The sequence below is a fragment of the Nocardioides zeae genome (assembly GCF_030818655.1).
Lineage (GTDB): Bacteria > Actinomycetota > Actinomycetes > Propionibacteriales > Nocardioidaceae > Nocardioides > Nocardioides zeae_A.
Genome location: NZ_JAUTAN010000001.1, coordinates 3047657 through 3068076 on the forward strand (window position 1 = coordinate 3047657; position 20420 = coordinate 3068076).

Below are 20420 nucleotides of genomic sequence, written 5' to 3' on the forward strand. Positions count from 1 at the left end.
CGCCATCATGACGGGCCCGCGAGGGGCAGCACCGGCCGACCGCGCTGCCACACACCGGCGACGAGGGGCACGCCCGGCCGGTACGCCAGGTGCGCGTGGCTCGGTGCGTCGAGCAGCACGAGGTCGGCCCGCGCCCCGGGCACGATCCGACCCACGTCGTCCCGGGCGAGCGCCCGCGCCCCGCCGCGCGTCGCGGCGAGCACCGCCTCCGTGGGCGTCATCCCCATCTCGCGCACGGCGAGCGCGACGCAGAACGGCAGGGAGCTGGTGAAGCTCGACCCCGGGTTGCAGTCCGAGGCGAGCGCGACGTGCACGCCGGCGTCGAGCAGCCGCCGCGCGTCGGGGTAGGGCTGCCGCGTCGAGAACTCGACCCCCGGCAGCAGCGTCGCCGTCGTGCCCGCGTCCGCCAACGCCGCCACGTCGGCGTCGTCGAGGTAGGTGCAGTGGTCGACCGCCGCCAGCCCGAGCTCGCAGGCCAGCCGCACCCCCGGGCCCGGACCGAGCTGGTTGGCGTGGAGCCGGCCGCCGAGCCCCGCGGCCGCGCCCGCCGCGAGCACCGCGCGCGCCTGGTCGACATCGAACGCGCCGGTCTCGCAGAAGACGTCGATCCAGCGCGCGTGGGGGGCGCAGGCCTCGAGCATCGGCCCGGTGACGAGGTCGACGTACGCCGCGGCGTCGCCCGCGCCGCCGTCGGGCCCGTCCGGCACGACGTGGGCGCCGAGGTAGGTCGTCTCCTCCGTCAGCCGGCGCGCCACCGCCAGGCTGCGGGCCTCGTCGCGCACGGTCAGCCCGTAGCCCGACTTGATCTCGACCGTGGTCGTGCCCTGGCGCAGCATCTCGGTGACCAGGCGCCCGGCCCCGGCCAGCAGGGCCTCGTCGGACGCCGCCCGGGTGGCCGCCACGGTGGTGCGGATGCCGCCCGCGGCGTACCGCTCCCCCGCCATCCGCGCCGTGAACTCCGCCGACCGGTCGCCCGCGAAGACGAGGTGGGCGTGGGAGTCGACGAAGCCGGGGACCACGGCGCGCCCGCCCGCGTCGACGTGGACGTCGGCGGCGAGGCCGTCGGAGCGCGCCTCCTCCGCGGTGCCGACCCACGCGACGCGGTCGCGCTCGAGCACCACGGCGGCCCGCTCGACGAGGAGCGGGACCTCGGGGCCCTCGTCGCCCGGCAACCGCCCGGTGAGGAGCTCGCCGATGCCGGTGACGAGCACGCTCATGCGCGCACCGCCGTGATCGCCTCGATCGCCTCCGCGAGGAGCGCACCCACGGCGGGCGCGTCGGCGGCCCGGTGCACGACCCGTCCGTCGGCGACGACGTGGACGACGTCGGCGGCGGTCGCGGCGAACACGGCCGTGTGCTCGTCGGCGCCGGTGCCCGCCGTGCGGGGCGTGGCGGTGTCGAGGGTGACGAGGTCGGCCCGGGCGCCGGCGGCGATCCGTCCCGCGTCGTGCACACCGAGCGAGGCGTGGCCGTCGACGGTCGCGGAGGCGAGCAGCGCGGCGGCCGTGAAGTGGCCGCGGCGCTGCGCCGCCAGCCGCTCGTGCATCTCGACGGCCCGCATCTCCTCGAAGGGGTCGACGACGGCGTGGCTGTCGCTGCCGAGGGTCAGGCGCGCGCCGGCGTCGACGAGCGCCCGGGCCGGGCCGATGCCGTCGCCCAGGTCGCGCTCGGTGGTGGGGCAGAACGCGACGTACGCCCCCGCGGAGCCGATCGTCCCGACGTCGGCGGGGGTGAGGTGGGTGGCGTGCACGAGGCTCGTCATCGGGCCCAGCATGCCGTGGCGGGCCAGCAGCCCGGTCGGGGTCAGGCCGGTGGCGGCGCGGCACTGGTAGTTCTCCGCCGCCTGCTCCGACAGGTGCACGTGCACCGGCTCGGCGCCCCCACCGACCCCCGCCGCGGCGAGCTCCGCGAGCGCGGCGGGCGGTACGGCGCGCACCGAGTGCAGCGCGGTGCCGACGCGCACGGCGCCCTGCTCGACTGCCCGGTCGGCAAGCACCGCGCGCAGATCGGTGTGGCGACGGAGCCACGCGGCGGCCGAGCCGTCGTCGAAGCGCTTCTGGACACCCTCCGTCGGCCGCCCGAACCCGGCCGCCAGGTAGCAGGTGTCGAGCAGCGTCACCCGCATCCCGACCTCGGCCGCGGCGTCCACGACGGCAAGCGCCATCGCGTGCGGGCCGCCGTCGGCCGCGTCGTACGGGGTCCCGTCGGGCCGGTGGTGCACGTAGTGGAACTCGCCCACGCCCGTGATCCCGGCCGCGAGCATCTCGCTGAGGACGGCGCCGGCGAGCACCCGGTACGACGCGGGGTCGAGCCGCGCGGCGAGGCCGTACATGTCGTCGCGCCAGGTCCAGAACGACCCACCACCGCGCTGCACCCGGCCGCGGAGGGCGCGGTGGAACAGGTGGGAGTGGGTGTCGGCGAGACCCGGGAGGGTCAGCCCGGCGAGGCGGACGGCGCCAGCGGCCAGGGCGTCCTCGGGGCCGCCGGCCGGCCGCACCTCGGTGAAGCGCCCGCGCTCGACCCGCACGACGACGTCGTCGTGCACCCGGGGCGCCTGCCCGGGCAGGGCGAGCCACGCCCGTTCGAGGCGGTAGGTCGTCGTCACGTGCCGATCCCACGCCCGACGGCCATCCAGGTCAACGCTCGACCGCACCGCGGCGTCTCGCATGCGAGACGGGCGAGCGACCTGAGACGCTGGCCCCATGGACTTCTCCGAGGTGGTGCGCCGGCGGCGCATGGTGCGTCGCTACGCCGACCGTCCCGTGGACCCCGCCCTCGTCGACCGCATGCTCGAGCACGCCACGCGCGCACCGAGCGCGGGCTTCAGCCAGGGCTGGGCCTTCCTCCGGCTCGACACCCCCGTCGACGTCGCGCGGTTCTGGGAGGTGACGACGCCGGAGCACGCCGACCCGGAGGGCCGCTGGCTGACCGGGATGCGGTCGGCGCCGGTCGTGGTCGTGCCCCTCACCTCGAAGGACGCCTACCTCGACCGCTACGCCGCCCCCGACAAGGGCTGGACCGACCGCGACGAGGCACGGTGGCCGGTCCCCTACTGGTACGTCGACGCCGGCATGGCGACCCTCCTCATCCTGCAGACCGTCGTCGACGAGGGGCTGGGCGCCTGCTTCTTCGGCATCACGCCGTCCCGCGTCGACGACTTCCGCGCGGCGTTCGGCGTGCCCGCGGCGTACCAGCCCCTCGGCGCCGTCACGATCGGCCACCGCCACCCCGACGACACCGGCTCCCGCGGGTCACCGGCGCGGCGGGAGCGGCGCGCGGTCGACGAGGTCGTGCACCGGGGCTACTGGGGCGGCTGAGCGCGCGCCCGGCTGCACCGGCTCGCCCGCGCACGTCTGGGCCAGGGCCTCGCCGACGAGGGCGTTGAAGGCCGACAGGTCGGGCGTCAGGGTGTCGAGGTCACGTCCGGTCACGGCCAGGGTGACGGCGCGCTGGCCGTCGGCCGAGGCGTAGGACACCGTCCACGTGCCGTAGCTCGCGCCGTTGTGGCCGTGGAGGTAGCTGCCCGGCTCGCACGGGTCGGGCAGCCGGTAGCTGCCCAGCCCGTAGGCCGGCGGCTCGGTCGAGACCACCTCGCGCATGAGGCGCACCGAGCCCGCGCCCAGGAGCCGGCCGGATCCCAGAGCCCGCTGGAAGCGGTTGAGGTCCTCCGTCGTCGTGACCAGGCCGCCGGCCGCCCCGAACATGGTCGGGTCGAAGGCGGACAGGTCGACGCGCTCGCCGTACATCGTCGCGTACTCCGTGAGGGCGTCCCCGGGCAGCCGAGGGTCGTCGGGCAACGAGGTCCGCCACATGCCGGCCGGCCCCAGGACCCAGCTGCGCAGCAGGTCGTCGAGCCGCTGCCCCGTGACGCGCTGCAGCAGCTCGCCGACGACGACGAAGCCCGTGTTGGAGTAGACGAACTCCCCCCGGGGCGTCCACGGCGCACCGGCTCCGTAGGCGATCAGCTGCTCGGGCTCGCGCGGCTCACCGACCACCTCGAGGAACCGCTCGGTCGAGTAGTCGTCGCCGCTCTCGGCCACCAGGAGCGGTCCCAGGTATTCAGGCAGCCCCGACGTGTGGCTGAGCAGCTCCCGCACGGTCACGTCGCCGTGCTCGCCGAGCAGGCCCGGCGCGACGTCGTCGACCGTGGTGTCCAGCCGCCACAGCCCCCGCTCCTGGGCGTTCAGGGCGAGGACGGCGACGAGCATCTTGGTCGTGCTCGCGGACCGGAACCGGTCGCGGGCGAGGGCCGGCTCCGACGACGCCAGGTCGCGCACGCCGTCGGCACCGGACCAGCGGCCACGCTCGCCGCGGACCTCGCCGACGACGGCGACGTGCTCCTCCTCCACCGCCGCGGCCATGGCCGCCTCCAGCGCCGCCGTGTCGTAGGGCAGCGGGTCGGCCGCCGCCGGGGACGCCTGGACGGCGACCGGCGCCACCAGGGACAGGACGGCGGCGCTCGCGAGCGCCGCCGCGCGCCGCGCGGTCCGTCGTGCGGTCGTGGTCGTCGTGCTCATGGATGTTCCCCCTCCGTGGCCGTGGCCACCTCGCCCGTCGGGGTCTGCCGAGATCAGGCCCTCGTCGACTGGTCCAGACCACCGTAGGGCCGCCCCCCGACGGTCCTCACCTGACGAATGTCACGACCTGGCGGCGGCTGTGGAGAGCCGGCCCGCGCACCCGGCGGCGGGGGTACGGTGCGCCGGAGGAGGCAGCCGATGACGAACAGCACCCCCGCCGGGGAGCACCACGAGCCCGACGTGCAGCACCCCGCCGTGGCCGCCCTGCGAGCGGCGGTGCGGACGGCCACCGTCTCGCACCGTGACCCCGCCCGCGTCGACACCGCGACGTTCGACCGGCTCCACGCCGTGCTGGCCGAGCACTTCCCGCTGCTCCACGAGCACCTCGAGCTGGTGCGCGTCCCGCGGCAGGCGCTGCTGTTCCGCTGGCGCGGCCGCACCGACGCCGCCCCGGTCGTGCTCATGGCCCACCTCGACGTCGTGCCCGTCGAGCCCGCGGACACCTGGACCCACCCGGCCTTCGACGCCGTCGTCGCCGACTCCCCCGAGGGGACGGCCGTCTGGGGCCGCGGCACGCTCGACGACAAGGGCTGCGTCGTCGCGATCTGCGCCGCCGTGGAGCGCCTGCTGGCGGACGGCGTCACGCCCGAGCGCGACGTGTGGCTGTCGTTCGGCTGCGACGAGGAGGTCTCGGGCAGCTCGGCGGAGGCCGCGGTCGCGCACCTGAGGGACGCCGGGGTGACGCCGTGGTTCGTCCTCGACGAGGGCGGTGCGGTCGCCGCGGGCGCGTTCCCCGGCGTACGTCGTGCGATCGGCGTCGTCGGGGTGACGGAGAAGGGCACCTCGTTGTTCGAGCTGCGCGCCAGCGGTCGCGGCGGCCACTCGTCCACCCCGGCGCGCAACGGCCCCACCGTGCGCGTCGCGCGGGCGGTGACCAAGGTCGACGCCGCCCCCATGCCGACGCGCCTGCCGGCGCCGACGGTCGCGCTGCTGCACCGGATGGCCCCGCTGACACCGCTCCCCCTGCGGCTGGCGCTCGGCGCGGTCGGAGGTCGGCTCACCCCGGCCCTGACCCGCGCGCTCCAGGCCGCCGGTCCCGAGGCGGCGGCGATGACCCGCACGACGCTGGCGACCACGATGCTGTCCGGGTCGCCCGCGGCCAACGTCATCGCCTCCACCGCGACGGCGACCGTCAACGCCCGCATCCTCGTCGGCGACACCGTCGCGAGCGTCGCCGAGCACCTGCGCCGCGTCGTGGGGCGCGACGTCGAGGTCACGGTCGTCGAGGCCGGCGAGCCGAGCCCCGTGTCGCCCTACGAGGGCGACCCCGCCTTCGCCCTGCTGGAGCGGACCATCACCGCGGTCTTCCCCGAGGCGGTGCCCGCGCCGTACGTGATGATGGCGGCGACCGACTCCCGCCACTTCACGGCGATCTGCGAGCGGGTCTACCGGTTCGCTCCCTTCCCCATGAGCAAGGCGCAGCGGGAGTCGATCCACTCCTACGACGAGCGCATCACGGTGGACGGGTTCCTCGCGGGCGTCGACTGGTACGCCGCGCTCCTGACCGGGCTGCCGGCGTGAGCGCCCCGGTGCTGGAGCCCGGCCCCGGCCGGGCGGTCATCGTCCCCGGCCTGTGGGCCGTCGTGGGCTTCCTCGTCGCGGTCGAGGTCGCGAGCGGGATCCTGCAGGGCTACTACACGCCGATCTTCACCGACATCGCCGACCACCTGGGGATCCGCGAGGGCGACGTCAACTGGTTCGAGGCCGCGCAGCTCATGCTGTCGGCGCTCGCGGTCCCCCTGCTGTCGCGCCTGGGCGACCTGTGGGGCCACCGCAACGTGCTGCTGCTGTCGACGGCCATCACCGCGGTGGGCTCGTGGGTGCTCGTGTTCTCGCCGGGGTTCACGACGTTCCTCGTCGGGTGGGCGCTGCAGGGTGCCTACGTCGTGTGGCTGCCGGTGGAGGTGGCGATCATCCACCGCCGCACGGCGGGCACCGGCGAGCAGGGCCGCCTCACCCGGCGGGCCGCCGCGCTGCTCGTGGCCGCCCTCGAGGCGGGCGTGATCCTGGGCGCGCTCACCAGCGGCGCCCTCGTCGAGGCCACGTCGATGCCGGTGCTCCTCGCGCTGCCGGCGGTCGCCGTCACCGTCTGCTTCGTGGTCGTCTGGTTCGGCATCGAGCGGGCGCCCGGCGTGGCGACGGGTGACTACGACTACGCGGGCGTCGGCCTGCTGACCGTCGTGCTCGGGCTCGTCATGGGTGGCCTCGTGCTCGTGCGTCTCCAGGGCGTCGGATCCCCATGGCCCTGGGCGCTCGTGGCCGCCGGCGTCGTCGCGACCGTCGTGCTGGTGCGCTACGAGGCCGGGGTGGAGGAGCCGCTCATCGACGTCCGGCTCCTCGCCGTGCCGGCCCAGTGGTCGGTGCAGCTCACCGCCTTCCTCTTCGGCATGAGCGTGCTGGGCGCCCAGATCCCCCTGTCGACGTTCGCGCGGGCCGACCCCGACGTGGTGGGCTACGGGCTCGGCGCCAGCGCCGGCTTCGTCTCGACCCTGGTGGGCGTCTACGTCGTGTCCCTGCTCGTCGGCGCCCTGCTGCTGCCCCTGGCCTCCCGTCTGCTCAGCGCGCGCGGGGCGATGGTGGCCGGCATGCTGCTGGTGGCGGTCGGCTACGGGCTCTTCGTGCCGCTGCACGGCTCGACGGTGCAGCTGCTCGCCAACCTCGGGGTCGCCGGCATCGGGTCGGGCCTGCTGGTCGCCGCCCTCCCCGCGGCCGCCGCCGCGGCCGCCCCGGCCGACCGCACCGGGTTCGCGACCGGCATGACGAACGCGACGAAGACCGTCGGCGGCGCGATCGCCTCGGCCGTCTTCGCGATCGCGCTCACCTCGACGGGGTCCCTCGACGAGCCGGGCGTCGGAGCCGCGTCGCTGTCGGGCTACCTGACGGTCTGGACGGTGTGCTCGGTCAGCGCGCTCGTCGGCGCGCTCCTCCTCCTGGTGGCGCGGCGGGAGCGCGAGGCCGTCCCGGTCGGGTGAGGCCGGTGCCGGGCGGCTCTTGTCGAGTTCCTGCGGGGATCGACCACTGATCCACAGCCTTCCTCCAGGGTGGCCGACTACATTCGACCCCGCGGCCGTCCCCATCCCCCGACGGACGGTCGCTCGACGCCCTCGGGCCGGCCTCCCCCGTCCGGCCCGAGGGCGTTTCCCGTCCCCGGGGCGACCGCTCCACCCGGGGTTCGTCAGGACCGTGGCCTCGCCGAAGGTTGGTGCCGTCGCGCAGGCTGAGATGGCCACCGACGGACGAGCGACACGGGAGACAGGCAATGACCGAGACAGGTTCCACCACCGGGACCGGCGCACCCGCGCCCAGCGACCGCAACAGCCTCACCGTCGGTCCGGACGGACCGATGCTGCTGCACGACCACCACTTCGTCGAGCAGATGGCGCACTTCAACCGGGAGCGCATACCCGAGCGCAACGTGCACGCCAAGGGATCGGGAGCGTTCGGCACCTTCGAGGTGACGGGCGACATCACCCACCTCACCCGCGCCGCCGTGTTCCGCCCCGGCACGCGCACCGAGGTGCTGGCGCGCTTCTCGACGGTGGCCGGCGAGCTCGGCTCGCCCGACACGTGGCGCGACCCGCGGGGCTTCTCGCTCAAGTTCTACACGTCCGAGGGCAACTGGGACCTCGTCGGCAACAACACCCCGGTGTTCTTCATCCGCGACTCCATGAAGTTCCCCCACTTCATCCGCTCGCAGAAGCGCCGGGGCGCCTCCGGGCTGCGCGACAACGACATGCAGTGGGACTTCTGGACCCTCAACCCCGAGTCGGCCCACCAGGTCACCTGGCTCATGGGCGACCGCGGGATCCCGGCGTCGTGGCGCACGATGAACGGCTACGGCAGCCACACCTACATGCTGGAGGACGGCGCCGGCGGCAAGAGCTGGGTCAAGTTCCACTTCATCTCCGACCAGGGCGTGAAGAGCCTGACGCAGGAGGACGCCAACCGCATCGCCGGCGAGGACTCGGACTTCCACCGACGCGACCTCTTCGAGGCCATCGACCGCGGCGACCACCCCTCGTGGACGCTCAAAGTGCAGGTGATGCCCTACGAGGACGCGCGCACCTACCGGCTCAACCCGTTCGACCTCACCAAGGTCTGGCCGCACGCGGACTACCCGCTGCAGGAGGTCGGTCGCCTCACCCTCGACCGCAACCCCGACAACCACTTCGCCCAGATCGAGCAGGCAGCGTTCGAGCCGTCCGCCATCGTCCCCGGCATCGGCTTCTCCCCCGACAAGATGCTGCTCGGTCGTGTCTTCGCGTACGCCGACACCCACCGCCACCGCATCGGCGCCAACTACCAGCAGCTGCCGGTCAACCGCCACCGCGTGGAGGGCGCCTACACCTACCAGTTCGACGGTCCGATGGCCTACGACCACGCAGGCGACCGGTCGAAGTACGCCCCCAACAGCTACGGGGACCCGTACTCCGACGCGACCGGTCCCGCCCCGGACGGTTGGGAGGCCGACGGCGCGATGGTGCGCGACGCCTACACGCTGCGTGAGGACGACGACGACTTCGGGCAGGCCGGCATCCTCGTGCGCGAGGTGTTCGACGACGCGGCCCGCGAGCGCTTCGTCGGCAACGTCGCCGGCCACCTGCTCGGTGGCGTCAGCGAGCCGATCCTGGTGAAGGCCTTCGCCTACTGGAGCTCGGTCGACGCCGAGATCGGCAAGCGGATCGAGGAGGCGGTGCGCGCCGAGCAGGCCAACGACGTCGCGCCCCACCCGACCGAGCCCGTCACCACCGTCTGAGCACCGTCTGAGCACGTCTGAGCACCGTCGCTCCACCTCGACGCCCCCGTCGCCGATCCCGGCGGCGGGGGCGTCGCTCGTGACCGGCGCGCTACCGTCGAGGAGCGAGGGGGTGGTGACGTGCCCGAGGACGACGAGCGTCAGCAGTTCCGCGAGGCCGAGCGGGACGAGCGCACCGGGCGGAGTGCCGCCGCGGAGCGCATGCGGCACCAGGGCCAGTGGGTGGAGCTGCAGCTGCAGCGCGCCCGCGACCGCGGGGAGTTCGACGACCTCCCCGGCTTCGGCAAGCCGATCGCGGACCTCGGCTCCGACCACGACCCGGACTGGTGGGTCAAGCGGCTCGTCGAGCGCGAGCAGATCACCGGGGTGCTGCCGGCCGCCCTCCAGCTCCGCAAGGAGGACGCCGAGCTCGACGGCCGGCTCGACCGGCTCACGAGCGAGGCCGAGGTGCGTCGCGAGCTCCTCGACTTCAACGAGCGCGTCCGCCGGGCCCTGTACGGCGATCCCGGAGGCCCCCCGCTCCTGACGCAGCGCCGCGACGTCGAGGCGGAGGTGGCGGCATGGCGGGAGCGGCTGGAGCAGCGCCGTACGGCTGCCGCGGAGCGGGCGCGCACGGAGCGGACCGAGCGTGAGGCACGCCGCCGGTGGTTCCGCCGGTCGGACTGACCCGTCGGCGGGCCGTGCTCCTAGACTGCCCAGCCATGACCGCGACCCCGCTGACGGCACCGCAGCTGCGGTTCTTCGAGGCGGGCCTCGACCTGCTGGCGGAGGAGGGGTACGGCGCGCTCAAGCTCGCCCCCCTCTGCCGTCGGGTCGGGGTCACGACGGGCAGCTTCTACCACGCGTTCCCGAACTGGCCGACCTACACGGACGCCCTCCTGCAGCACTGGTACCGGGAGCGCACGGGTCGTGCCCAGGTGCTCGCCGACGAGGAGGACGACCCGACCCGTCGCGTCGAGCTGCTCGTGCGCGCCGCGGTCGACCTGCCCCACGGCGCCGAGGCCGCCATCCGCGTCTGGGCCGGGGTCGACCCCGCCGTCGCGCAGCTGCAGCAGCAGGTCGACGACCAGCGTCTCGCGACGGTCACCGAGGCCCTCGCGGCCGCGATGCCGCCCGGCTCCGAGGAGCTCGCCGTCAACCTGGGCCAGGCGGCGTTCTTCCTGCTGGTGGGATACGAGCAGTCCCACGCGACCGGCGGCCGCGAGGCGCTCGAGTGGGCCCTCCGGCTCATCCAGGACCGGGCGCTGGGCGCCAGGCACCAGCCCGCGCCAGCTCCGCGCCCATGAGCTCGACGAGGGTCTCGAGGCCGCGGAGGGGGCGCACCATGACGGCGAAGTCGACGATCCGGCCGTCGTCGTCCCACGTCAGCATGTCGATGCCGTGCAGGTCGCGGCCGCCCACGACGGTGACGAACTCCAGCACGGCCGAGCGCTCGTCCCACCACTCCCGCTCGTAGCGCAGCTCCGGACCGAGCACCACGAGCGCGGCGCCGAGGTACGCGGCCGTCAGGTCCCGGCCCTCCTGCGGCCGGTGCACCGCGGGCGACCGGAAGACCGCCGCGGGCGCGAGCATCTCGCGCAGGCGCACGTCGACGTCCGGGGCGTCGCGGTGGGCGACCAGGTCGTGCCAGCGGGCGACGGTCGCGGGACGGTCGGCGGGACGGTCGGCGGGGGTGCTCACCCGTGGCAGTCAAGCAGCACGGGACCCGGCTGTCACGAGCCGCCGAGGGCGGCAGCCAGCGCCCGGTCCGCCTCGAGCAGCGCCGCGCGGTCCCAGGTCGACGTGCTCGCGAGCACCTCCTCCGCCCCGGTGCGCTCGACCAGCTCCTCCAGCGCGGCCCGCACCTGCGGCGCGGTGCCGGCGAGGGTCCGGTCGAGGTGGGCCTCGACGCGGCGGCGTACCTGGTCGGGCCACGCCGCCGACCGCAGGTCCGCGGGGCTCTGCAGCGGCCCGAACTCGCCGGTCGTGCGGGACAGTGCCATCGCGTGGGCCTCCGGCAGTGCCAGCTCCCGCGCCTCGGCGGCGGTGTCAGCCACGACGGCGTCGAGCGAGACCATGACCTGCGGACGCTCGGGGCCGCCGGGGTGCGGGCGGAACGCCGAGCGGTACGCCGCGAGCGCGTCCCCCACGTCCGCCGAGGCCAGGACGGGTCCGCCGACCACGACCGGCAGGCCGAGGCGCGCGGCGAGGAGGAGGCCGCGCCCGGTGGCGAGCACGTGGAGCGGGATGGCGCGCCCCGTCGCGGGACGCACGGTGACCTCCGCGGTGCCGTCGAGGTGCGCCCGCAGCTCCTCGACGTCGGCGGCGAACGCCTCCGCTCCCGCGGCGAGCGCCGCGTCGACGTCGGGGCCGGGGTCGTGGCGCAGCGCGCGGCGGACCGGCGCCGTGAACCCCAAGGACCTCCCCACGCCCAGGTCGATGCGGCCGGGGTGGAGGGCGTCGAGCATGCGGAACTGCTCGGCGACGACGAGCGGCTGGTGGTGGGGCAGCATCACGCCGCCGGACCCGAGCCGGATCGACGACGTGGCGGCACCGACGGCGGCGAGCAGCACCGGCGGTGAGCCCGAGGCGACCCCGGGCACGCCGTGGTGCTCCGCCACCCAGAACCGGTGCAGGCCCAGCTCCTCGGCGTGCCGGGCCCGCGCGATCGTGTCGTGCAGCGCCTCGCCGTCCGGACGGCCGGCGCGGGTGCGGGAGCGGTCGAGCAGCGAGAGCCTCACGCCGGGCACAACGACGGGCCCCGCCCGGGCCTTCCCCCGGCCCCCCTCACGGCAGCAGCGACTCCACGACCTCGACGGCGCGGTCGAGACCGCCGAGGGCGGCGACCTCGGCCGCCAGCGCCGCCGACCGGGCCACGACCTCCGGCGTGGTGACGGCGTCGAGCGCGGCGCGGAGGCCGTCCACGTCGACGGTCGCGCTGTCGATCCGCACCGCGACGCCCGCCGCGACGAGCGCGTCGGCGTTGTCGAACTGGTCGACGTCCTGCGGCGCGGCGATCATCGGGGTCCCCGTCACCAGCCCCTCGTTGGCGCCGCCCATCCCGGCGTGCGTGAGGAACGCCGCCGCGTGGTCGAGGATCTCGCGTTGCGGCACCCACGGGTGGATCTCCACGTTCGGCGGCAGCGGCCGTCCGCCGGTCACCTCCTCGACGGTGACGTGCCGGCCGACCTGCAGCACGAGGTGCCAGTCGGGCCGGTCGCCGAAGGCGGCGAGGCACCGCCGGTAGAGCTCCGGCTGCTTCGTGAACGCCGTGCCGAGCGACACCAGGAGCACCCGGCCCGACGCGGGCGGCGTCCAGGCGGCGGCGTCGGCGCGGCGTACCGCCGGCCCCGTGAACGTGTAGACCTCCCGGTCCACGCGGTCGGCGTGGGGCTGCAGCGACTCGGGCACGAGCACCACGCAGCGCGGCGGACGGCCGAGGTAGTGCAGCGGGTCGTCCGTGACGCCCTCCGTCGCGAGCATCGCGCGCTGCCGCTCCAGGTAGGCCGCGCCCCGCGGGTCGCCGCGCACCCACGAGGTGAACTCCGCCATGTCCTCCTCGTAGCCCTCCCACGCGACGTACGTCGGCGAGAGCTGCAGCGCCGGGATCCCCCACGCGTCCGCGAGCAGGCGCGCGGGGATGCCGGCGATGTCGTAGAGGAACAGGTCGGGGCGGTCGTCGGCGAAGCGCTCGCGCACGGCCGGGAGCATCACCTCGTACTCGTCCTGGAAGCGCGCGAGGTGGTCGATCGCGTCCCCCTCGAAGGCCTCCTCGGGACCGTCGCCCTCGCCCCGTCCGGCGTGGTTCGTGCGGGGCAGCACGGAGGAGTACGGCGCGAGCTCCGCCCCCGTCGCCTCGATCGTCTCCCGGAAGGAGGGGTCGTTGACGTAGGTCACCCGGTGGCCGCGCTCCACGAGCCGGCGGACCACCTCGAGGCTGGGGTTGACGTGGCCGGGGGCCGGGATGCTGACCATGGCGAGGTGCGCCACGGGTCCTCCTCGAGGTCGTCGGACGGCGGGCGTCACGACCGTAGCCAGCCGCCTGCCAGGAGCGCGACGGCTTTTCGTGGCGCTCGCGCAGCGTCGACCGGGTACCGGCTTGGGTGAGCACCACTACTGTCGTGACCACGTCCCGTCCGCTCGAGCCGGGGGCGCTCCAACGAGTGGGGAGACCCAGTGCAGACGAGGCGACCGACGTGAATCCCGAGACGCGGACAGAGGGGACGGCCGACGTGACCACCGCAGGCGCGAGCACGGCCCGGGCGGGCAGCCCCGCCGAGGGCGTCGCCCGCACGTACGACGCATCGCTGCCCTTCGCGGACGCGTCCGCGAACCTGGCCCGCCACGACCTGCTCGACCAGCTGCGTCCCCTCGGGCTCGAGCGCCACGTGGTCGAGGACGCGACGACGATCCTCCACGAGCTGGTGCGCAACGGGATCGACCACGGCGCGCCGTGCGAGGACCACACGCTGGAGGTGCGCTGGGACGTCGGCGACGACCTCCTCACGCTGCGGGTGACCGACTGCGGCACCCCCAACGGCGCCTGCCCGCCGGAGTGCGTCGACGACGACTGCTCCGACCACGCCGAGCGGTGGCGGAGCAAGATCCTCACGCCCATCGCGCCCGACGCGCTGCGCGGACGGGGGCTGCACCTCGTCGACGCCCTCAGCGAGTCGTGGGACGTCGAGACGGGCGAGGAGGGCACGACGGTGTCCGCCCAGGTGCGGCTCCGATGACGGCCGAGGACGAGCAGGACACCGACCTGCTGGAGCTGGCCAGCGACATCGACCACGGCCGCGTGACGGTCACCGGCGGTGTCTTCACGGACCTCGACGCACGCCGCCTCGAGCACGAGCTCATCGATGCCGCCGGGACGCAGCCGGGCGGGACCCTCGCCGTCGACCTCAGCGGCGTGACCTTCCTGCCCAGCCGCGCGATCCGCTCCCTCGTCATGGCACAGCGGTCGGCCAGCGCCCGCGGCACGACGCTCCGCCTCCTCGCCGCCGAGGGATCGCTGAGTCGACGGATGCTGCGGGCGGTGGGGTTCGACGTCCAGGACCCGATCGCGGCGGACGAGGACAGCCAGGACGGCCCGCCCCCGTGGACCGCGTCGTGAGCAGCCGCACCTCGTCGGTCGACGGCACGAGCCTGCGCCGCGTCGTCGGCGCCTCCGCAGCGGTGGTGGCGGCCGTCCAGGCCGGCACCGCGGTGGTCGCCCTCCGCCGCGGCCGCCGCGACTACGCCGACGCCGCGTGGGGTCCCGGTCTCGCCGCGGTGGCGGTCACGAGCGCCGCGCTCGGCTCCGGCGACCCCTGGCGCCGCTGGGCCCTGGCCGGCGTCACCACGGCGTGGGCGGTCCGGCTGGAGCGCCTCATGCTCGGGCGGGTGCGCGGCACCGACGAGGAGGACGAGCGCTACACCGAGTTCCTCGACGGCGACGGCACCGCCGCGGTCGTGGCGAAGGTGTTCGTGACCCAGGGCCTCGCCCAGCTCGCCGTCTCGGCCCCGCTCCAGCTCGCCGCGGCGAGCACGCTCCCCCGCACGCCCCGTCGCTGGCTGTTCCCCGCGGGCATGGCGGTCATGGTGGCGGGCGCGGTCGTCGAGGCCGCGGCCGACCGGCAGAAGGCCCGCTTCATGGAGCGCGACCGCGACGAGCGGCCCGACGTGCTCGACACCGGCCTGTGGGGGCTCTCGCGCCACCCGAACTACCTCGGCGACTCCGTCGTCTGGGACGGCGCGTGGGTCGCCGCCGCCGCCTCCGCGCCCGGCGCCTGGACCTTCCCGGCCCCGGTCGCCATGTCGTACTTCCTCGTCTTCGCCACCGGGGCCAAGCGCACCGAGCGGCGGATGGAGGACCGGCCGGCCTACCGCGACTACCAGCGGCGGGTCCCGTTCTTCCTGCCGCTCCCCCGACGGTCCGGGGGCTCAGTCCAGGCGGGCGACGAAGGCTGAGAGCACGGCGGCCAGCTCCGCCGGCCGCTCCTGCGGCACGAGGTGGGCGGCGCCGTCGACCTCGACCAGCTCGGTCTCGCGGGCGACCGCGCCGTTGAGCTCGTGCTGCGCGGCGGCGCCGAGGTCGCCGTCCTCGGCGCCCGCCACGACGAGGGCGGGCACGTCGAGGCGCGGCACGCGGGCCGACCAGTCCTCGCGCGACCCCGCCAGCAGCCAGCGCCGCCACGCGACGGGATCGGCGCGCCGCAGGTCCGCCACCGCCGCCTCGTGCAGCGCCGCGGGGAGCGGCTCGTGGGTGTTCATGGCGACGAACTCCGCCGCCGCGACCTCGTCGAGGGGGCCGTCCTGCGCCCAGGCGAGCATCTGGCGACGCCGGTCCTCCGCCATCGGCTCGGGGACGACCGGGGAGGCGGCGACGAGCACGACCCCCGCGAGGTCGGGCGGTGGCGGGACGACCGCACCGGCCGCGAGGAGCGTGGCGATCTTGCCGCCCATGCTGTGCCCGAGCAGGACGAGCGGGCCGGGAGCGCTCGGGAGGTCCGCGACGCGACGGGCGACGTGCCGCACGGTGGCGGCGCAGTCCGCGATGCCGGGGGCGCCGGACCCGAAGCCGGGCAGGTCGAGGGCGGTGACGCCCACCGTCGGACCGAGCTCCGCCGTCAGGGCGTCGAACGACCGCGAGCTGCCTCCGAGGGCGTGGAGGCAGACGAGCCGCACGGGCGCGATCAGCCGACCAGGTCGCCCGTGCCGCCGGCGGGCTCGCCCACCGGCACGCCGACGACGCTGAGCACACGGTGCGCCAGCGTGCCGGCGCGGGCGGTGAGCGTGACCGCCACGCCGTCACGCTCGGCCCGCCGCGCGAGGGCGATGAGGGTGCCCACCGCGAGGCTGGGCAGGAAGTCGATGTCGCTGAGGTCGAGGGAGACGTTGCGCGTGAAGCCCTCGGTCGCGCCGGTCACTTCGAAGTCGAGCCGCTCGAGGTCCTCCTGCTCGTAGACGCCACCCGTGACGCGCAGGTCGCCCGGCGCGGTGTGGTGGATCCGGAGGGAGTCGGCGGGTGCGGGGTGGTTCACGGATCAGCCTTCCGACGAGGGGATGCAGCACGAGACGGATCGAAGGGCCGAGCCGCGATGCCCATCATGCAGTCTTCAACGGAAAATATCTACACAGAGAATTCTGGGGGCCTGTTGAGGTATTGCACCTCACGGGGGTACCGGCCCCCGGGACCACCACGAGGAGGACACGTGTACGAGGACGCCCGACCCTGCCAGGTGTGCGGCAGCGCCGTCCGGCTCGGACCCCACCGACCCGACCCCGACGACCGCACCACGCCCGTCGGCCCGCGCGACGGCGTCGTCGGGGGCGCCGACCCGACCGTCGACGACCGCGTGTGCACGAACGACGCGTGCCCCACGCACGAGGGGCACGGCGAGCCCTGAGCCGAGCCCTGAGCCGAGCGGGGGCCGAGCGGGGGCCGAGCGGGGGCCGACGGGCTCAGGCGGCGAGCGTGACCGGCTGCGGGTCCTCGTCGGACCGCACCTCGTCGAGGACGACCCGCGCGCCCCGCCGCTCGCGCAGCGCCACGACGAGCGCCCGGAGGCCCAGCGCGGCCCACACCAGGTTCGAGGCGGCGCTCGGCCACGCGCCGTACAGGGCGGCGCCCGCCGACGCGAGCAGACCGCCGACGCCGTTGAGCAGCGCGTAGCGCACCGAGAGGGACGACATCCGTCCGGTGGAGTGGAGGGCGAAGGCTCCGATCGTCCCGATCGTCCCGACCCATCCCAGCACTGCCGCGAGCATTCTCTTCCCGACCTTCTCCGCGAGGCCGCGAGCGCGGCCGACCGGCATGGATCGTGGACCACGACCGGCCCCCGGCGGGAGTGCCGGAACCCCGCACCCGGGCTTCAGCAACGCTGAAGAGGCACAGCCGCGCGGCGCTCCCGCGGGGATGGGTCGCCGAGGTCACACCCCGGTACGCCGCCGCTCACCCCAGCGGGTCGGCTCCGCCGTGCGCCGCCGCCTCCTGGCTCACCAGCGAGGTGACCGTGACGGCCGGACCGGGCGTCGGCCCGCGGGACTCGTGGTGGCGCGCGACGATGCGACGCACCCCCAGCCCCTCGATCTCGAGCACCACCACGCCCGGCGGCGTGAGGCCCTGCAGGGCCAGGGCCGGAGCGAGGGCGACCCCCTCGCCGGCGGCGACGAGGGCGAGGGCGGTCTGCAGCCCGAAGTACGCGTGCTTGACGACGCCGCCGAGGCCGAGCCCGCGGCGTACCCGCGCGATGGCCCGCGCGCTGGCCTCCGAGTCCGCGACCCCGAGCCAGGGCACGGAGGAGCCGCGCAGACCCTCGAGGTCGGCGGACTCCAACGCCCCCACCGGCGCGACGACCCGCCAGGGGTCGTCGAGCAGGTGGTGCTCCACGACGCTGGCCGGGAGCCGGGCCGTCTCGTCGGTGTCGGTCTCGATGACGGCGACGTCGAGGTGCCCGGTGCGCAGCCGCCGCATGAGCACGTCGCGCTCCGCCTCCGCGACGATGACGTCGAGGTCGGGGTGCTGGAGGCGCCAGCGCGGCAGGGCCGGCACGAGGATGGTGCGGAGGAAGCTCTCGAAGGCCCCGACCCGCACGGTGCCGGACAGCGACGCGCCGGCGGCGTCGAGCCGCACGGCGGCGAGGTTGAGGGTGCGCTCCACCTCCTCGCCCGCCTCGGCGAGGGTCGCGCCGGCCGGGGTCAGGACGGTGCCGCGGACCGTGCGGCGGATGAGCGCCTGGCCGGTCTCGCGCTCGAGCCGAGCCACCTGCTGGGACACCGCGGAGGGTGACACCCCGAGCTGCTCGGCCGCCGCGAGGATCCCTCCGGAGCGGGCGACCGCCACGAGGAACCGCAGCCGTCGCGGGTCGATCTCCACCCTGCACCCTCTCCTCCGCGCCCGGCGCGGGTGCACCGGGCGCGGAGGATCATAGGGCGGTCAGATGGCCTGGACCGCCGCGGAGGGGACCAGCCGGTCGGCCGCCCGTGCGGCGACCCCCGACTGCCAGGCCCAGGCGGCGATCTCGACGCGGTTGCGCGTGCGCAGCTTCATCGCGATCTGCCGCAGGTGGAACTTGACGGTCGAGCCGGCGAGGTACATCGCCGCCCCGATCTCGTCGTTCGTCAGCCCGTGGGCGACGAGGCCGACGACCTCGACCTCGCGCGCGGTGAGGCGCTCGGTCGGGGCGATGCACCGCCCGGCGATCGGCACGGGCGGCGCCGGGAGCACCACCACCGGCGCCGGCGCGCCGACGGCTCCCTCTCCGTCCTGGTCGAGGTCGAGCGCGTCCCCGGCGTCCCCGAGCTCCGCACCGTCGTCGCCGACCACCCGCACCCGCACGTTCCGGTCGGCGCCGAGGGCGCCGGCCAGCCCCCCGGCGAGGTCGCCGGCCAGCTCGTCGAGGTGGACCTCCACCGTGATCCGCACGTCGACCGACCTCAGACGCCGCGGAAGCGGTTGATGGCGTCGATGTGCTTCTCGCGCTTCGCGTGGTCCCGGACGCCCAGGCCCTCCTCGGGCGCCAGGCAGAGCACGCCGACCTTGCCCTGGTGCTTGTTGTGGTGCACGTCGAGCGCGGCCTGGCCGACCTCGTCGAGGCCGTAGGTGCGCGAGACCGTCGGGTGGATCTTGCCCTGCGCGATGAGCCGGTTGGCCTCGTAGGCCTCGCGGTAGTTGGCGAAGTGGCTGGAGACGATGCGCTTGAGGTTCATCCACAGGTAGCGGTTGTCGTACTCGTGCATGAAGCCCGTGGTCGAGGCACAGGTGGTGATGGTGCCGCCCTTGCGCGTCACGTAGACCGACGCACCGAAGGTCTCGCGACCCGGGTGCTCGAAGACGATGTCGATGTCCTCGCCACCGGTGAGCTCGCGGATCTTCTTGCCGAGGCGCTGCCACTCCTTGGGGTTCTGCTTGGTGCCCTCCTCGTTCCAGAACTGCCAGTTCTCCTCGGAACGGTTGATCACCATCTCGGCGCCCATGCTGCGCACGATCTTCGCCTTCTCCTCGTTGGAGACCACGCAGATCGGGTTGGCGCCGCCGTTGAGGGCGTACTGCGTCGCGAAGCCGCCGAGGCCGCCCGACGCGCCCCAGATGAGCACGTTGTCGCCCTGCTTCATCTGGCCGGCGTTCTTGGAGACCAGCTGCCGGTACGCCGTCGCGTTGACGAGGCCCGGGGAGGCGGCCTCCTCCCAGGTCAGGTGGTCGGGCTTGGGGAGCAGCTGGTTGGACTTCACCAGCGCGATCTCGGCGAGGCCGCCGAAGTTGGTCTCGAAGCCCCAGATGCGCTGCTGCGGGTCCATCATCGTGTCGTCGTGACCGGCGGGGTCCTCGAGCTCGACGGAGAGGCAGTGGGCCACGACCTCGGCGCCCGGCTTCCACTGGGTGACGCCCGGGCCGGTCTTCAGCACGACGCCGGCGAGGTCGGAGCCGACCACGTGGTAGGGCAGGTCGTGGCGCTTCGTCAGCTCCGAGAGCCGGCCGTAGCGCTCGAGGAACCCGAAGGTGGAGACGGGCTCGAAGATGCTCGTCCACACGGTGTTGTAGTTGATCGCCGAGGCCATGACCGCCACGTAGGCCTCGCCCGGGCCCAGCTCGGGCAGCGGGACGTCGTCGAGGTGGAGCGACTTGCGCGGGTCCTTGTCGCGCGTGGCGAGGCCCTCGAACATGTCGACCTCGTCCTTGTGGACGGTCACGCCGCGGAACGACTCGGGGAGCTCCATGGCGGCGTAGTCACCGCCCTCCGCGTTGCCGGAGAGGATCGCGTCGAGGATCTGCTGCATCTCGGGACTCCTGAGGGGTCTCGGCCGACGGGTCGGCACGGTTAACACGCATTAACTGGCCGGGAGCGTACCGAGCGCTCGGTCTGTCGGCCAACTAAAGTTGACGTGGATCACTCAACGGACGCAGATCTTGTTACTCGCGAGGAACTCCGCACCGCTCGCGCGGGCCTCGATGCCACTTCTGGGCTATGTTCCACCACGGCGATCGCGGCGCAACCGCCGCGTCCACTCACCGAACGCCCGGTGCGGATGCGGTCGCCGACCGATCGCTCGATCACGACTGCGTCACACTGGGTTGACGCAGGAGAGGTCGGGCAACTGCGATCCCTCTCGCACCCATCAGCACC

22 protein-coding genes are annotated in these 20420 nt (G+C 74.7%); 10 read left to right on the top strand and 12 right to left on the bottom strand.

Annotated features, from left to right (window positions below):
- Nucleotides 1-5: 5 nt before the first annotated feature.
- Both hutI and QE405_RS14485 read right to left on the bottom strand, forming a co-directional pair.
- Nucleotides 6-1217: an imidazolonepropionase gene (gene hutI / locus QE405_RS14480; protein WP_307201949.1), complete on the bottom strand. Its 1212-nt coding sequence runs from the start codon at nucleotides 1215-1217 to the stop codon at nucleotides 6-8.
- Nucleotides 1214-2605, bottom strand: a complete 1392-nt coding sequence (locus QE405_RS14485; protein ID WP_307201951.1) for a formimidoylglutamate deiminase — start codon at nucleotides 2603-2605, stop codon at nucleotides 1214-1216. Before QE405_RS14485 ends, hutI begins: the two co-directional genes overlap by 4 nt.
- Before the next feature lie 97 nt (nucleotides 2606-2702).
- Between QE405_RS14485 and QE405_RS14490 the strand changes: the two genes are divergently transcribed.
- Nucleotides 2703-3317, top strand: coding sequence for a nitroreductase family protein (locus QE405_RS14490; protein ID WP_307201954.1), 615 nt, complete (start codon nucleotides 2703-2705; stop codon nucleotides 3315-3317).
- Here the strand turns inward: QE405_RS14490 and QE405_RS14495 are convergent.
- Nucleotides 3252-4517 carry a serine hydrolase domain-containing protein gene (locus QE405_RS14495; protein WP_307201956.1) on the bottom strand — a complete coding sequence of 422 codons (1266 nt, stop codon included), beginning with the start codon at nucleotides 4515-4517 and terminating at the stop codon, nucleotides 3252-3254. The genes QE405_RS14490 and QE405_RS14495 overlap by 66 nt on opposite strands.
- 198 nt (nucleotides 4518-4715) lie before the next feature.
- Here QE405_RS14495 and QE405_RS14500 point away from each other — a divergent pair, with 198 nt between their 5' ends.
- The 5 genes from QE405_RS14500 to QE405_RS14520 all read left to right on the top strand — a co-directional run bounded on the left by QE405_RS14500 (nucleotide 4716) and on the right by QE405_RS14520 (nucleotide 10619).
- Nucleotides 4716-6098 carry a M20/M25/M40 family metallo-hydrolase gene (locus tag QE405_RS14500; protein WP_307201958.1) on the top strand — a complete coding sequence of 461 codons (1383 nt, stop codon included), beginning with the start codon at nucleotides 4716-4718 and terminating at the stop codon, nucleotides 6096-6098.
- Nucleotides 6095-7549 (top strand): MFS transporter, encoded by a 1455-nt coding sequence (locus QE405_RS14505; protein ID WP_307201960.1) that lies wholly within the window; start codon nucleotides 6095-6097, stop codon nucleotides 7547-7549. The genes QE405_RS14500 and QE405_RS14505 overlap by 4 nt, the downstream gene beginning before the upstream one ends.
- 287 nt (nucleotides 7550-7836) lie before the next feature.
- Nucleotides 7837-9333 carry a catalase gene (locus QE405_RS14510; RefSeq protein WP_307201963.1) on the top strand — a complete coding sequence of 499 codons (1497 nt, stop codon included), beginning with the start codon at nucleotides 7837-7839 and terminating at the stop codon, nucleotides 9331-9333.
- 120 nt (nucleotides 9334-9453) lie between these two features.
- Nucleotides 9454-9999, top strand: a complete 546-nt coding sequence (locus QE405_RS14515; protein WP_307201965.1) for a DnaJ family domain-containing protein — start codon at nucleotides 9454-9456, stop codon at nucleotides 9997-9999.
- Nucleotides 10000-10034: 35 nt separating this feature from the next.
- The gene (locus QE405_RS14520; RefSeq protein ID WP_307201967.1) at nucleotides 10035-10619 is read left to right on the top strand and encodes a TetR/AcrR family transcriptional regulator; all 585 of its coding nucleotides are present in this window, start codon (nucleotides 10035-10037) and stop codon (nucleotides 10617-10619) included.
- On the opposite strand, the gene QE405_RS14525 is transcribed toward QE405_RS14520, so the two are convergent.
- From QE405_RS14525 to QE405_RS14535, 3 genes are read right to left on the bottom strand one after another with little or no spacing between them, the layout of a single operon-like run.
- Nucleotides 10561-11013, bottom strand: coding sequence for a nuclear transport factor 2 family protein (locus QE405_RS14525; protein WP_307201968.1), 453 nt, complete (start codon nucleotides 11011-11013; stop codon nucleotides 10561-10563). The two genes, QE405_RS14520 and QE405_RS14525, sit on opposite strands and share 59 nt — an antisense overlap.
- Nucleotides 11014-11045: 32 nt before the next feature.
- The gene (locus tag QE405_RS14530) at nucleotides 11046-12053 is read right to left on the bottom strand and encodes an MsnO8 family LLM class oxidoreductase (protein ID WP_307201970.1); all 1008 of its coding nucleotides are present in this window, start codon (nucleotides 12051-12053) and stop codon (nucleotides 11046-11048) included.
- Between the two features lie 46 nt (nucleotides 12054-12099).
- Nucleotides 12100-13302, bottom strand: coding sequence for a macrolide family glycosyltransferase (locus QE405_RS14535; protein ID WP_307201972.1), 1203 nt, complete (start codon nucleotides 13300-13302; stop codon nucleotides 12100-12102).
- A 242-nt stretch (nucleotides 13303-13544) separates the two neighbouring features.
- Here QE405_RS14535 and QE405_RS14540 point away from each other — a divergent pair, with 242 nt between their 5' ends.
- Genes QE405_RS14540 through QE405_RS14550 form a run of 3 tightly spaced genes read left to right on the top strand, consistent with a single transcriptional unit; the run spans nucleotide 13545 to nucleotide 15264 of the window.
- Nucleotides 13545-14048 (top strand): ATP-binding protein, encoded by a 504-nt coding sequence (locus QE405_RS14540; RefSeq protein ID WP_307201974.1) that lies wholly within the window; start codon nucleotides 13545-13547, stop codon nucleotides 14046-14048.
- Nucleotides 14045-14428, top strand: a complete 384-nt coding sequence (locus QE405_RS14545; RefSeq protein WP_307201976.1) for an STAS domain-containing protein — start codon at nucleotides 14045-14047, stop codon at nucleotides 14426-14428. The genes QE405_RS14540 and QE405_RS14545 overlap by 4 nt, the downstream gene beginning before the upstream one ends.
- Nucleotides 14425-15264, top strand: a complete 840-nt coding sequence (locus QE405_RS14550) for a DUF1295 domain-containing protein (protein ID WP_307201978.1) — start codon at nucleotides 14425-14427, stop codon at nucleotides 15262-15264. Before QE405_RS14545 ends, QE405_RS14550 begins: the two co-directional genes overlap by 4 nt.
- Here QE405_RS14550 and QE405_RS14555 read toward each other — a convergent pair.
- Entirely contained in the window at nucleotides 15238-15981 is a 744-nt protein-coding gene (locus tag QE405_RS14555; protein WP_307201981.1) for an alpha/beta fold hydrolase, read from the bottom strand. The genes QE405_RS14550 and QE405_RS14555 overlap by 27 nt on opposite strands.
- 8 nt (nucleotides 15982-15989) lie before the next feature.
- Complete coding sequence (locus QE405_RS14560) at nucleotides 15990-16337, bottom strand: STAS domain-containing protein (protein ID WP_307201983.1); 348 nt, start codon at nucleotides 16335-16337, stop codon at nucleotides 15990-15992.
- 171 nt (nucleotides 16338-16508) lie between these two features.
- Here QE405_RS14560 and QE405_RS14565 point away from each other — a divergent pair, with 171 nt between their 5' ends.
- Nucleotides 16509-16703 carry a hypothetical protein gene (locus QE405_RS14565; protein ID WP_307201985.1) on the top strand — a complete coding sequence of 65 codons (195 nt, stop codon included), beginning with the start codon at nucleotides 16509-16511 and terminating at the stop codon, nucleotides 16701-16703.
- A gap of 55 nt (nucleotides 16704-16758) precedes the next feature.
- Here QE405_RS14565 and QE405_RS14570 read toward each other — a convergent pair whose 3' ends face one another.
- The 4 genes from QE405_RS14570 to ccrA form a co-directional block, all read right to left on the bottom strand.
- A complete protein-coding gene (locus tag QE405_RS14570; RefSeq protein WP_307201987.1) occupies nucleotides 16759-17052 on the bottom strand; it encodes a CBU_0592 family membrane protein in 294 nt (97 codons plus the stop codon).
- A gap of 196 nt (nucleotides 17053-17248) precedes the next feature.
- Entirely contained in the window at nucleotides 17249-18172 is a 924-nt protein-coding gene (locus QE405_RS14575; protein WP_307201989.1) for a LysR family transcriptional regulator, read from the bottom strand.
- A gap of 60 nt (nucleotides 18173-18232) precedes the next feature.
- Nucleotides 18233-18721 carry a helix-turn-helix transcriptional regulator gene (locus tag QE405_RS14580; protein ID WP_307201991.1) on the bottom strand — a complete coding sequence of 163 codons (489 nt, stop codon included), beginning with the start codon at nucleotides 18719-18721 and terminating at the stop codon, nucleotides 18233-18235.
- Between the two features lie 11 nt (nucleotides 18722-18732).
- A complete protein-coding gene (gene ccrA, locus QE405_RS14585) occupies nucleotides 18733-20073 on the bottom strand; it encodes a crotonyl-CoA carboxylase/reductase (protein WP_307201993.1) in 1341 nt (446 codons plus the stop codon).
- Between the last annotated feature and the right edge of the window lie 347 nt (nucleotides 20074-20420).